The organism is Mesorhizobium sp. LMG 17147 (assembly GCF_024297145.1).
Lineage (GTDB): Bacteria > Pseudomonadota > Alphaproteobacteria > Rhizobiales > Rhizobiaceae > Mesorhizobium.
In genome coordinates this window covers 17196-29107 of record NZ_JANCTC010000014.1, presented here as the reverse complement: position 1 = coordinate 29107, position 11912 = coordinate 17196, and the positions used below count along the sequence as shown (strand labels likewise).

Genomic DNA, 11912 nt, shown 5'->3' with positions numbered 1-11912 from the left:
GGGGAGTTCGTCCCGGCTGTTGCGAGTTACGGGGCGGCGCAAAAGTCATGAACTTTCCACGGTTCCTGGTGGGGCTGACCACCATATCGTCCATCGTGGCGATCTCGACTTACCTTGCGACGGGTTCAATCTGGAAGACGCTGGCCTGGACGATCTTGACCTTGATCGTCATGCAGGTTGGATACTTCCTGTTCGTCGTCCGGTTGATCTACGGATCCGGGGCGAAAAGCGCGGAGGTAAAGCCGCGGCGTCTGAGGGCTGTGCCGCCGAACCGTCGAGGTCGCGTTCAGCTTATGTAGTAATGTCCCATATAGATATGATGGTCTAGACAGGACATGTTCGGTTCTGGGAATGTGCATTGGACGTTCCGCTAGTTTAGTCAACTAATATATATCGCCCAACTCATATCGTCGTTTTTGAGCTAGCGGGAAAACCTGCCTGCTGCTTGTACGACGGTGCCCAACGCCACATTTTACAACCGGCTGGCAAGCTCCCTTTTGTTGATGCCAGCTTGGATGGCGGCGGTAGAGACGGGCCTGAGCAGTCGGCCGAAGCTGCCGATCTCCCCTACAAGGCGAGAGATCGGCGCGTCGTCGGCTTAGCTTTTGGCCGCCGCGAGCTTGTCTTGCGTCTTGGTCTCGAAATCGCTGGCGTCATGGCGCTCGTGCAGCTGCATCGAAGGCTCGCCGAAGGTGCGGTTGACCATGCGGCCGCGCTTGACCGCCGGCCGCGCGTCGATGGCGTCGGCCCAACGCTGCACGTTCTTGTACTGCTCCACCTGCAGGAACTCGCCGGAATCGTCATACATGCGGCCCTTGGCCAGCCCGCCATACCAGGGCCACACCGCAATGTCGGCAATCGTATAGTCGCTGCCGCCTAAATACTCGCTTTCGGCGAGGCGTCGGTCGAGCACGTCCATCTGCCGCTTGGTTTCCATGGCGAAGCGGTCGATGGCATATTCGATCTTCGTTGGCGCATAGACATAGAAATGGCCGAAGCCGCCACCGAGATAGGGCGCCGAGCCCACCTGCCAGAATAGCCATGACAGGGTCTCGGCGCGGGCCGGCTGCTCCGTCGGCAGGAATTCGCCGAATTTTTCGGCGAGGTAGAGCAGGATCGAGCCGGATTCGAAGATGCGGACCGGCTTTTTCCCACTGCGATCCATCATGGCCGGGATCTTCGAGTTCGGGTTGACCTCGACGAAGCCGCTGCCGAACTGGTCGCCGTCGTTGATCCTGATAAGCCAGGCGTCGTATTCGGCGCCGCTGTGACCGAGCGCCAGAAGTTCCTCCAGCATGATCGTCACCTTGACGCCGTTCGGTGTCGCCAGCGAATAAAGCTGCAGCGGATGCTTGCCGACCGGCAGTTTCTTGTCATGCGTCGGGCCGGCGATCGGCCGATTGATGCTGGCGAAAGCGCCGCCATTTGACTTGTTCCAAGTCCAGACTTTTGGCGGCGTGTATTGGTCCGTTGCGTAGTCGTTCATTCGGGAGGCCTTTGGAAGGTTGGGTTGGGAGGATATCAGATATCAACGTGGGTAATGGCGGAGGAACTTTGCATAGGCAGCTTGGGATAGCCGTAGGTACAGATAGGGCTGCCGGCGCCGTTGCAAAACCCCGGCGCGAACGGCGCGGCGCCGGTCCGCGCCAAAGCCGGCGCCACCTCTTGCGCCTGATCACCTGCGCCATACCTATAGCCCATATCAGCCTGCGAACATTGCCAGGAACCAAAGCATGAATATCGAACCCCTTTTGCGATCCATCGTGGCCGTCCGCGCCACCGTGCCGGAGGACGCCTTCACGGCAAATACACTTGGCACCCGCCGCGAGGGCAGTGGCGTGGTCATCCGCGGCGACGGGCTGGTACTCACCATCGGCTATCTCATCACCGAGGCCGAGGAGGTCTGGCTGGCCGACCAGGACGGGCGCGTGGTTCCCGCCCATGCGCTCGCCTACGACCAGGAGTCGGGCTTCGGCCTGGTGCAGGCGCTGGCGCCGCTCGGGCTGCCCGCCATTGCGCTCGGCGACGCGTCCAGGGCGAAGATCGGCGATCCCGTCGTGCTCTCCGACGGCGTCGGCCGCTCCGTGCGGGCGCGAATCGTCACCAAGCAGGAATTCGCCGGCTATTGGGAATATCTGCTCGACGAGGCGATCTTCACGGCGCCGGCTCACCCTTCATGGGGCGGCGCCGGCCTCATCGGCGCGGATGGCAGGCTGCTCGGCATCGGTTCGCTGCGCCTGCAGATGAGCCGCAACGGCGAGGTCGCCGACATCAACATGGTGGTGCCGATCGATCTTCTGCCGCCCATCCTCGACGATCTGCTGACGCGCGGGCAGGTCGCCAAGCCGCCGCGGCCGTGGCTCGGCGCCTTCTCGGCCGAGAGCGACGGCAAGGTCGTGGTGATGAGCGTCGCCGAGGGCGGTCCAGCCGCCCAGGCGGGCCTTCGCCAAGGCGATGTCATCTCGGATGTCCGCGACACGGCGGTCGATGGGCTTGCCGATTTTTATCGCAAGCTTTGGAACAGCGGCCCGGCGGGCGCCGAGATCCCGCTCCGGGTGCTGCGCGACGGCCGCGAAACCTGGCTGCGCGTCAAGTCCGCCGATCGCAACAGTCTGCTGTGGAAGCCGCCGCTGCAGTGAGGCAACCGAAACCTCTCACTCTCCGCAAGCGCTGAAGCCAGTGCCCGGGGTCCATTCCGCGAATGGGATGACCTTGCCTTCGACCGATACGGTCGCTTGCCTGGTGCTGCCGTCCGCCAGCTTCTTGCTGCTTTTGCCCTTGCCGGTCAGCACATTGTAGTCGCAGTCGCCGGCAACATTGTCGTCCATGTAATCCCAATACTCGTAGGCAAAACCGGCGACGACGAACGTGCCGTTGCGCCAGGCGAGCGTCAGCGTCTTGTTGGTCCGCTCGCTGCCGATCTCCATCGCCGGAACATAGAGCTTGATCGAGCCGTTGGGGAGCGCGGTGAGTTCGGGCTCGGTGTCGGATGTGGCGGGGCCCGGCCGCTCGTAATCCTTCCATTCGCCGTAAATCTGTTCATGCACGACCCCGGCAGGTCCGAGAAAATTGCCGTCGCGGTCCCTGAGGAACAAATGCAGGTCCATGGGATGGCCGGGCTCGGTCTCGACGATCATCGCCAGATCGGCGGCACCGTCGCCGTTCCAGTCGCCGGTCGCCGCCGTGATGATCTTCTGCGTCTCGATCGGTTCGGCCAGTGCGGCGGCCGGCAGCAGCAGGACCAGACCGAATATTGTCGATCGCATGTAAAATCCTCTTAGCCTGGCAGGCCTGAGACGCACGCGCTTCTCAGGAGGCCCGGCTCTGCCGCGTCTCGGAACGGCTCGTCTCGTTGAGCAGCCGGCAGAGCGAAACCGCTTCACGACGGCTCAGGCCGATCAGCGCGATTTCCGAAAATTGCGCCGGCAGATCGTGAACGATGTCCCACACCATCCAACGGCCGTTCGGCTCCATGACACATTCGTAGCGCAACAATTGTTCCTGCATCCGACCCCCGGCTTTGCTCACCGGACTGGTACAGCGTCGAGGTAAATGAGTTGTTGCGCCGCGAGAGTATTCCGCGGCTGTCAAAACCAGGCGTTGAATCCCCACAGGGGCGAACCCGACAGGTCACGGCTGACGGTGCCAATACTCTCAACAAGGCGGCAGGGCAGGGACGCTTCCGGCGTGAACGGCGGCCGCCGCCAGAGTTGGATCAGGCGTTGCGGCTCGCCATATGCGCGTCGAGCTTCCTCCTCGAGGGGCCGTAACGCTTGATGATGGTCGCGGCCTCGCTTTGCGGTATGCCGTATTTGCGGGCAAAGGCAGCGACCTCGTATGGCTCTTCGCCGGAAACCAGTTTGCGATCCTGCTTGGTCTTGGATTTGTCGTCGGCCATGGTGTCCTCCATCACATCTGGTCGTTATAGGGCTGCTTGGTCCGGCCGACCATCCTTGCCAGTTCGGCAAAGGACGGTACGCCGGTTTCCCCTTGGGCATTGTTGGCCGCCTGCAGCAGCCTGAGCGGAAAACAGACGGCGTCGCGGTTGGATGGCGACATGTCTTCATAGAGACGTTCGTCGCTGGTCATCGCCGCCTCGGCCTGGCGCAACGCCATGTCGACCTCGTCGACCGACAGCAGGCCCTTGTGGACCAGCGCATTGTTGACGGCCGCGATCGCCATCATCAATCCTTCGAGCTGGAGATTGGCGACGTTCATCGTTTCGCGTCCTCGCCGGGCTTCTTGGCGGTGGCCTTGTCGTCTGGCCGGATCGCTGCGCGCGGCGGGTTCTGGCCCTCCGAATGCCGGGTCTTGTCGTCGAAATCGTCAGCCGGCCTGGTCAATCCCATGCCGCCGGGAGGCGGCTTGTTGCCGGCCGCATCCTGCGAAAATTGGTCGGCCGCGTCGGGGCTCATCTTTGCCGGATATTTCCTCGCTCCGGTCTCGTAGCGGTTCGGGTCGTCGGCCATGTCCTGTGCTCCCGTTGCAATGAGCAGATAACTTTCATGCGGCGGCAGCGGTTCCGTGGCGAAATCGACGTTGCCGGTGCGCAAGCCGTCGCAATCTGTCGGGTTTTCGTGCATCCTTGTGCATGCCAACGATGCTTCGCGCCGACGCGCCGGCAAAATGCTGCTCCTACTGCGGTGGGCGCGACCACGACTACGAGGATTGCCCGAAGCGCAAAAGCGATGCCGAACGGCAGAAGGAGACGCCAGCCAACGCGTCCCAGCCCGCTGCCGCGACAGCAGGGGAAATCCGCTAGCCAGCCTGACCACCCCGCCGGTCCGGGGCCGGCGCGAAGGTCCTTCCATATCCAGAGGATTGCAATGCCGCCACTATTGTGGGCAAAAGCAGCACGGGCAATCGGGTTGGGGTGGGGTAATGACCGAAACGCAAGGCAATTCAGGCCGTCCGCAGGGCAAGCCGGGGACGGCGTCGGGGTCGATCGGTTCCGGCCTGGTCGCACTCCTCATCGTGGCGCTCGGCATCTTTGCGCTGTTTGGATCCTGGTACACGATCGACCAGGGCGACCGCGGCGTGCTCTTGACCAACGGGGCGCTGAGTTCGGTCGTCGATCCCGGACTGCATTTCAAGCTGCCGTGGTTGCAGCGCGTCGAGAAGATCAGCCTGCGCCAGCAGGTGCTCAAATGGGGCTGCGAGAACCAGAACGATTGCAGCGGCCTGCCGGCCATGCAGGCCTATTCGCGCGACCAGCAGCCGGCCGACATGCGCGTCACCGTCAACTTCCACGTGCCGGCCGCCGAAGTCAGCAACGTCTACACCAATTACGGATCGATCGAGGCACTGGCCGACCGTGTCATTGCCAGGAAAGCACCGCAGGAGATCAAGACCGTGTTCGGCCAGTACGACGCGGTGTCGGTTATCCAGAACCGGGCGAAGTTCAACAAGGACGTCGCCGACGCCATCGCGGCGGTAACCGACGGCCCGGTGATGATAGACAGCGTGCAGGTCGAGAACATCGACTTCTCCGACGCCTACGAGCAGGCGGTCGAAGCCAGGATGACGGCGCAGGTCGAGGTGCAGAAGCAGGAACAGAACCTGCAGCAGGAAAAGATCAAGGCCGATATCGCCGTCACCCAGGCCAAGGGCCGCGCCGACAGCGTCAAGGCCGAAGCCGAGGCCAGCGCCTACAAGACCAGGGTCGAAGGCGATGCGACCGCGGGCGCCATCAAGGCTCGCGCCGCCGCAATCGCCAACAATCCGCTGCTGGTCGAACTGACCAAGGCGGAGAGATGGAACGGCGAATTGCCGAAGTCGATGATCCCGGGTTCGACAGTGCCGTTCCTGGAGCTAAGCACGCCTGCCGCAGCATCGAACTGAGGCGCGGCGCCGCGGCGCAAACCGGATCAGGACGGCGGCGCGGTAGCCGTCCCATTGCGGTCACGGCTGAAGTACGGCGCCTCGGGCGCTTGCTTGCGTTCGCCCGAGAAAAGCCGTCAGCAGCTCCATTCCCACCGGCCAGTCGCCGAGCCCGCTGTCGCCATTGATGTGGCCAAGCGGCCCGGCGATATGGAGATCGCTGCCCCAGCGCTCGGATTTCGCCCTGACATAGTCCAGCGAGCCGTAGGGATCGTTGGTGCTGGCGACAATCAGCGACGGAAAGCGAAGCCGCTGTTGCGGCGCGTCGGCGAAGGCCCGGGCGGAGGAGGGGAAGGCCGGCGACGCGGGGTCCGGAACGGCGACCAGCAACGCGCCGCCGATAGAGCGGGGGGAGATCAGCTGCCAGTGTACGACCAGCAGACAGCCGAGGCTATGGGCGACGAGCACCGGCGGTGTCCATGCCTGGCATACAGCGGTTTCCAATGCTGCCACCCAGTCGTCGAAATCCGGCGCGTCCCAACTCGCCGGATTAAACCGCCGCATCGCCGGGCTTGCCTGCTGCCAATGCGTCTGCCAATGGGCTTTGCCCGATCCGCCGATGCCCGGCACAATGATGAAGTCGGTCATGCGAAGCCCTTCTTTCCTGATGCCGCGCACAATTCTAGGTCTTTCCCCGGGCAGCGGAATGAGAGATCATCGGAAAGCAGCGATGAAATCCGATGGATTAAAGGGGATCATGCGGAACGGCGATTATCGGCCAAGGCTCGATCCCACCGATCTGGCGATCATTGAGATCATGCAGGAGGATGGCCGCATCGGCATCTCCGAGCTTGGCCGCCGCGTCGGACTGTCCCAGCCCGCCACCTCGGAACGGGTGAAGCGGCTGGAGGAGCGCGGCGTCATCACAGGCTACAAGGCGGTGATCAATTCGGCGGCGCTCGGGCTCGGCACCATGGCGGTCATCCGCCTGCGCACCACGCATGAGCATATCCAGGCCTGCCTGAAGAAGTTCGCCCAATTGCCGGAGGTGGTCGAGGTGCTGCGAGTGACCGGTGAGGATTGTTTTCTGGTCAAGGTCGTGGTCCCGTCACCGCCCGACCTTGAAAGCATCGTCGACAGCATCGGCCGGTACGGCACGGTGACGACAAATGTGGTTCTGCGCGCCGAGCAACCGAAGCGGCTAGGCCGCGAACTGATGACCAGGGCCTGACCGGTCTATCGCTTGGTCTGTGTATGCCCGACGGCATTGGCGAACGAGATGCCGCCCTTGATCTCGCGCATCGCCATCGAGGTGATCGTGCGCCGCACGCCGGGCAGCCGGCTAAGCTCCTCGCGCAGCATCCTGTCGAGCGCCATCATGTCGACGGTGACGATCTGCAGGAGATAATCGGCCTCGCCAGTCGTGGCGTGGCAGCGGCGGATCAGCGGATGCTGTTTGACCGCCGCCTCGAAGGCGTCCGACAGTTCGAAATCGATCGACACCTGGATGAAGGCTTCGATGCCGAAGCCGAGCTTGGCCGGGTCGATCCGGGTCGAGTAGCCGCGGATGACGCCGGCATCCTCCAGCGCCTTGACCCGCTTCCAGCACGGCGTCTTGCTCAAGCCGACCTCGTCGGCGAGCGCGGCAAAGGAGGTGCGGGCATCGCGTTCGAGCGCCGCGACGATCTTCCGGTCGACCGCATCCAGCATCATTCGTTCTTTCTGTCTGCTTCAGAAGCAGCTTTCGTCCTTCATTTCTCGCCAATCGAATAACAGAAAGGGACAATGTTCGGCAAGAAAGCGATTAGACTCGGGGGCTGGGATCCAACAAACGCCTGCGGCCCAACGGCCGCGGCAAGGAGCATGGCCATGGACAAGCAGGACTATTATGCCCGCATCGAAACGCCTGAGATGCGCGACTATGGCGTCTACCTCAAATGCGACAGGCTGCTGGCCTGCCAGAAGCCGCTGGCCGAGATGGTCAATGCCGACGAGCTGCAGTTCCAGATCGTGCATCAGGTCGAGGAGCTGTGGATGAAGCTCATCGCCTATACGCTGGTCGATGTCGTCGATTTCCTGGAAAAGCAGGACACGCATCGCATCGTCACGCTGATGGGGCGCGTGCACCGGCTGATGCGGCTGATGACGGCGCAGCTCGACCTGCTCGAAACCATGTCGCCCAAGGAATACCAGCAGATCCGGCTGCAGCTCGGCAATGGCAGCGGTCAGGAATCGCCGGGTTTCAAGCAGCTGTTGCGTCTGCCGCCGGATCTGTGGCGGGCCTTCAAGACGTCATACCTCGACGGCCGCGGCCTCTCGGTCGAGGATGTCTACGATACCGGCTACGATCACGGCGACAGCTATGTCGTTGCCGAAGCGCTGGTCGAGTTCGACGAGCTGTTCCAGAAATTCCGCGCCAACCACCTCTATCTCATCCACCGCACGATCGGCCTCGGCGCGAAATCGCTGAAAGGCAGGCCGGTCGAATTGCTGGAGGCCGGCGCCCGCCACCGCTTCTTCCCGGAACTGTGGGACATACGCTGGGCGATGACCGACCGCTGGGGCAGCCAGTATGGAACCGTACGGGAGCCGATCAGCCAGCCGAAGGTGAATTTAGGGTAGTTCCAGGCTCGGGTTCTTCGCCCGCGCGAAGCGGCGGAGAGAGGGCCGCGAAGCGGCCGGGGAGGGGCCTTTTCTTTGCTGGCGCGGTCCCCCTCTCCGTCGCGGCTTCGCCGCGCCACCTCTCCGCCATGAATGGGGCGAGGAACCTGGTCTTGCGAGGCCTTCTCCCCGCGCACTTGTCTCCTGCAGGTTTTTCGGGGGATGATGTCGGGCTTGCGGCTGGTGGTGCGTCCTTGGGCACAACCATCGTAACTCTTGGGAGGACGTCGTGACCTTGGAAACCGCTCAATCAACCGTCCAGTCGCCGTGGCAGACCGCGGCAATCCTCATCGCCCGCCTGATCTTCGCAGCCGTCTTCCTGATGGCCGTGATCTTCAAATTCGTCGATATCGGCGCCACCGCCGGCTATATCGCGGCGGCCGGGTTTCCATTCCCGCTCTTCCTGGCCTGGTGCGCAGCCCTGCTTGAGGTCGTCCTCGTTCTATGCTTCCTGACTGGCGCCTTCTTCTCATGGGCAGCACTCGTCGCCGGCGCCTATGTGCTGTTCCTGGGCTTCGCCTTCCACGGGCCGTCGCACTGGGCCGGCAACCAGGCGGAGTTCGGCTTCTTCGTCGATCACTTCACCTTCCTGGCCGGGCTGCTGTTTGCCGCCGTGCACGGGCCGGGCCGCGTCCTGGCGCTGAGGCTTGGCAGGGGGTGATGCCAAAGCTTGCTGCCGCGGTCATCCTCGGTCGCGGTGTCACATCTGGTCGTTGTAAGGTTCCTTGATCTGACCAACCATGCGCGCCAGTTTTGAGAAGGACGGCATGTCCGTCTCCGGCTGACACTGATTGGCCAACTCCAGCAGTCGAATCGGGAAGTTGACGGCGTCGCGGCTCGACGCCGACATGCCCTCGGACCTTTCCTCGTTGGTCTCGCTGGCTTCGGCCTTGCGCAAGGCGATGTCTATGTCCTCGACGGAGAGCACGCCCTTGCGGACCAGGACCTGATTGATCGATGCGATGGCCATAAGCAGGCCTTCGAGTTGCAGATTGGCGACGTTCATGATTTTTGCTCCCATTGGCTAAGGGTCAAACGCGCGAATGCCTGTTCTGATCCGGACGGTGGCGTCTCGCCGAACATTCCAGCGTGCTCCGCCAATCGGCTACTCTGCGTTTTTTTCGCGTCTCAGGTGAATTTTGTTCTTGCTTTGTGCCGGCAGCTATGCTACTTATTTGGGTATGGTGCTAATTGGCTCCAACGACCCGCCCGCCGAGGCGGGTTTTTTGTTTCAGGCTTCTTTTTCGATCGGACGTTACGTGAGCTGGCTATGAAGTCGGCGGGACAGCGCCCCCCTCTGTCCTGCCGGACATCTCCCCCTCTAGTGGGGAGATTGGCTGTCATTGCCGCTTTCGCCAATTTTGTAGGTGCAAAAAGGCGCTGCCGCCAAAGCTGCCGATCTCCCCCCTCGTGGGGGAGATGTCCGGCAGGACAGAGGGGGGCGCGAAGGAACACCACCTTAACGACCGTCCTTTGAGCACCAACCTCGCGGCGGGCAAAGGAAATCGCATTTTTCTGCCGGTGCGCCACATTTTGTTCTTGCTTTGTGCCGGCAGCTATGCTACTAATTTGGGTATGGTGCTAATTGGCTCCAACGACCCGCCCGCCGAGGCGGGTTTTTTGTTCAGGCTTTATCTTTCGATCGAATGATGTGCGTGCTGCCGGCTGTGAAGTTGGCGGGACAGCGCCCCCCCTCTGTCCTGCCGGACATCTCCCCCTCTAGTGGGGAGATTGGCAGCTTGGGCGACAGCACCTTTTTTGCATCCTACAAAATTGGCGAAAGCGGTGATGACAGCCAATCCCCTCCTTGTGGGGGAGATGTCCGGCAGGACAGAGGGGGGCGCGACGGAACGCGACCTCGAGGATCCTCAAATTAGCGCGCCGCCGTGCGCCCATCCCAGGAAAAGCACCATGTCCAACCGTTACGCCACCATCATCATCGACGATGACGGCCGAGAGGTCGTCAGCGCTATTGGCGAGTTCGCCGGCGCCGCACCCTATGCACGCCATGGCCGCTTCGAGCAGGTCGCCGCTGGCGTGCGGATCGGAATGGTGCGCGGCGGCCCCGGCGACGCGGTCGGCGGTTTCGGCTTCCCGTTGGGAGCACTCGACGGCAAGGCGGCGGCAATTCTAAGGGCAAGGCTGAATGCGTTGCCCGACGCCAGTACGTTGGGGCCTGGCACGACGACCGATGCGAAATCGGCAAGCCAGCCGCCGAAGCCGAAGTCGGCGCGCGCCGGCAAGAAAGCGAAGCCGCGCAAGCGCATCGTGCGGCCAGGCAACAAGAAGCCGGCGATCTCCGCCGGGACGGCGGAGTAGGGCATGGCCAAAGCTCCTTCCGCCGGCGATCCGCAGCCGCACGATCAAGCACCCGGCAAGCAGACCAGGCGGGCGAAGAAGACGCTGGCCGACGGCTTTCTCGAAGCGATCCGCGCCGATTTCCGCGCCCATGGTGCCGGCGTCATCGCCGAGGTGCGCGCCGAAAAGCCCGACCAGTATCTGAAGCTCGTGCTGTCGGTGCTGCCCAAGGATCTTAGTGTCAACATCAACAATCTGGATGCATTGAGCGATGACGAAATCAGGCAGCGCATCCGCGGCCTCGAAGCCGTCCTTAGGCCGTTCCTCGAGAAGCCGGGCCTCGAAAAAGGCCTCGCACAGCCGGGCGGCAAGGAAGGAATATCTCAGCCTGCTGGCGGAGCTGGACCGGAGGCGCCGCACTAACCAGCTTGCCGCCTATCGGCCCTATCCCCGACAGGCCGAGTTCCACGCCGCCGGCGCGACCAATCGCGAGCGCCTGTTCATGGCCGGCAACCAGCTCGGCAAGACCAGGGCCGGCGGCGCCGAATGGGCGATGCACCTCACCGGCCGCTATCCCGACTGGTGGCAAGGCAAGGTTTTCGATTGTCCGGTCCGGATGTGGGCGGCCGGCGTCACCGGCGAAAGCACGCGCGACAACCCGCAGCGTATATTGATCGGCCCGCCGCAGCAGCAGGCGGCCTGGGGCACCGGCATGATCCCGGCCGACGCGATCCTCAGCACGATGGCGGGGCGGGCGCCGGGCGCGCTCGACAGTGTCGTGGTGGCCTGGGGCGGCGGTGGCGACGTCCAGGCCGGCGAATCCGTGCTGTCGTTCAAGAGTTACGAGAAGGGCCGCGAGAAGTGGCAGGGCGAGACGCTGCACGGCGTCTGGTTCGACGAGGAGCCGCCGCTCGACATCTATTCCGAAGGCCTGACCCGCACCAACGCCACCGGCGGCATCACCATCGTCACCTTCACGCCGCTGCTCGGCATGAGCGATGTGGTGCTGTTGTTCTTGTCGGCTGAGCAGGTGGGAGGGATGGGGAGGGGATGACAGGGCTGCGAAATCGCGCAACTCGCGTTCCTTCGCGCCCCCCTCTGTCCTGCCGGACATCTCCCCCTCTAGTGGGGAG

The 11912-nt window shown here is 63.2% G+C and carries 19 protein-coding genes; 10 read left to right on the top strand and 9 right to left on the bottom strand.

Annotation, left to right across the window (positions count from 1 at the left end; all coding sequences use genetic code 11):
- Positions 1-47: 47 nt before the first annotated feature.
- A complete protein-coding gene (locus tag NMG46_RS29745) occupies positions 48-299 on the top strand; it encodes an exopolysaccharide production repressor protein (protein ID WP_302896853.1) in 252 nt (83 codons plus the stop codon).
- Positions 300-598: 299 nt separating this feature from the next.
- Here NMG46_RS29745 and yghU read toward each other — a convergent pair whose 3' ends face one another.
- On the bottom strand, positions 599-1486 hold the full coding sequence (gene yghU / locus NMG46_RS22025; RefSeq protein WP_254819636.1) for a glutathione-dependent disulfide-bond oxidoreductase: 888 nt from the start codon (positions 1484-1486) through the stop codon (positions 599-601).
- Between the two features lie 247 nt (positions 1487-1733).
- Between yghU and NMG46_RS22020 the strand changes: the two genes are divergently transcribed.
- Entirely contained in the window at positions 1734-2639 is a 906-nt protein-coding gene (locus NMG46_RS22020) for a S1C family serine protease (protein WP_254819635.1), read from the top strand.
- Between the two features lie 15 nt (positions 2640-2654).
- On the opposite strand, the gene NMG46_RS22015 is transcribed toward NMG46_RS22020, so the two are convergent.
- From NMG46_RS22015 to NMG46_RS21995, 5 genes are all read right to left on the bottom strand, one after another.
- On the bottom strand, positions 2655-3266 hold the full coding sequence (locus tag NMG46_RS22015) for a hypothetical protein (protein WP_254819634.1): 612 nt from the start codon (positions 3264-3266) through the stop codon (positions 2655-2657).
- 43 nt (positions 3267-3309) lie between these two features.
- Positions 3310-3492 (bottom strand): hypothetical protein, encoded by a 183-nt coding sequence (locus NMG46_RS22010; protein WP_245274654.1) that lies wholly within the window; start codon positions 3490-3492, stop codon positions 3310-3312.
- A 223-nt stretch (positions 3493-3715) separates the two neighbouring features.
- Complete coding sequence (locus NMG46_RS22005; RefSeq protein WP_023675702.1) at positions 3716-3898, bottom strand: DUF3606 domain-containing protein; 183 nt, start codon at positions 3896-3898, stop codon at positions 3716-3718.
- A gap of 11 nt (positions 3899-3909) precedes the next feature.
- Positions 3910-4218 carry a hypothetical protein gene (locus NMG46_RS22000; RefSeq protein WP_254819633.1) on the bottom strand — a complete coding sequence of 103 codons (309 nt, stop codon included), beginning with the start codon at positions 4216-4218 and terminating at the stop codon, positions 3910-3912.
- On the bottom strand, positions 4215-4583 hold the full coding sequence (locus NMG46_RS21995; RefSeq protein ID WP_254819632.1) for a hypothetical protein: 369 nt from the start codon (positions 4581-4583) through the stop codon (positions 4215-4217). The genes NMG46_RS22000 and NMG46_RS21995 overlap by 4 nt, the downstream gene beginning before the upstream one ends.
- 298 nt (positions 4584-4881) lie before the next feature.
- Between NMG46_RS21995 and NMG46_RS21990 the strand changes: the two genes are divergently transcribed.
- Positions 4882-5841 carry a prohibitin family protein gene (locus NMG46_RS21990; protein WP_254819631.1) on the top strand — a complete coding sequence of 320 codons (960 nt, stop codon included), beginning with the start codon at positions 4882-4884 and terminating at the stop codon, positions 5839-5841.
- 60 nt (positions 5842-5901) lie between these two features.
- On the opposite strand, the gene NMG46_RS21985 is transcribed toward NMG46_RS21990, so the two are convergent.
- Complete coding sequence (locus tag NMG46_RS21985) at positions 5902-6468, bottom strand: alpha/beta hydrolase (RefSeq protein WP_254819630.1); 567 nt, start codon at positions 6466-6468, stop codon at positions 5902-5904.
- An 82-nt stretch (positions 6469-6550) separates the two neighbouring features.
- On the opposite strand from NMG46_RS21985, the gene NMG46_RS21980 reads away from it, so the two are divergent.
- Positions 6551-7051 (top strand): Lrp/AsnC family transcriptional regulator, encoded by a 501-nt coding sequence (locus NMG46_RS21980; protein WP_254819629.1) that lies wholly within the window; start codon positions 6551-6553, stop codon positions 7049-7051.
- Positions 7052-7056: 5 nt separating this feature from the next.
- Here the strand turns inward: NMG46_RS21980 and NMG46_RS21975 are convergent, their stop codons facing one another.
- Positions 7057-7533, bottom strand: coding sequence for an Lrp/AsnC family transcriptional regulator (locus NMG46_RS21975; RefSeq protein ID WP_254819628.1), 477 nt, complete (start codon positions 7531-7533; stop codon positions 7057-7059).
- A gap of 156 nt (positions 7534-7689) precedes the next feature.
- Between NMG46_RS21975 and NMG46_RS21970 the strand changes: the two genes are divergently transcribed.
- Positions 7690-8442, top strand: a complete 753-nt coding sequence (locus NMG46_RS21970; RefSeq protein WP_254819627.1) for a tryptophan 2,3-dioxygenase family protein — start codon at positions 7690-7692, stop codon at positions 8440-8442.
- Between the two features lie 268 nt (positions 8443-8710).
- Positions 8711-9142 (top strand): DoxX family protein, encoded by a 432-nt coding sequence (locus NMG46_RS21965; RefSeq protein WP_254819626.1) that lies wholly within the window; start codon positions 8711-8713, stop codon positions 9140-9142.
- Between the two features lie 39 nt (positions 9143-9181).
- On the opposite strand, the gene NMG46_RS21960 is transcribed toward NMG46_RS21965, so the two are convergent.
- Entirely contained in the window at positions 9182-9487 is a 306-nt protein-coding gene (locus NMG46_RS21960) for a hypothetical protein (RefSeq protein ID WP_254819625.1), read from the bottom strand.
- A gap of 467 nt (positions 9488-9954) precedes the next feature.
- On the opposite strand from NMG46_RS21960, the gene NMG46_RS21955 reads away from it, so the two are divergent.
- The 4 genes from NMG46_RS21955 (at position 9955) to NMG46_RS21940 (ending at position 11833) form a co-directional block, all read left to right on the top strand.
- On the top strand, positions 9955-10131 hold the full coding sequence (locus tag NMG46_RS21955) for a hypothetical protein (RefSeq protein ID WP_254819624.1): 177 nt from the start codon (positions 9955-9957) through the stop codon (positions 10129-10131).
- A gap of 261 nt (positions 10132-10392) precedes the next feature.
- Positions 10393-10800: a hypothetical protein gene (locus NMG46_RS21950; protein WP_254819623.1), complete on the top strand. Its 408-nt coding sequence runs from the start codon at positions 10393-10395 to the stop codon at positions 10798-10800.
- A 3-nt stretch (positions 10801-10803) separates the two neighbouring features.
- Positions 10804-11202, top strand: coding sequence for a hypothetical protein (locus NMG46_RS21945; protein WP_254819622.1), 399 nt, complete (start codon positions 10804-10806; stop codon positions 11200-11202).
- A gap of 79 nt (positions 11203-11281) precedes the next feature.
- A complete protein-coding gene (locus tag NMG46_RS21940) occupies positions 11282-11833 on the top strand; it encodes a terminase family protein (protein ID WP_254819621.1) in 552 nt (183 codons plus the stop codon).
- The last annotated feature ends 79 nt before the right edge of the window (positions 11834-11912 follow it).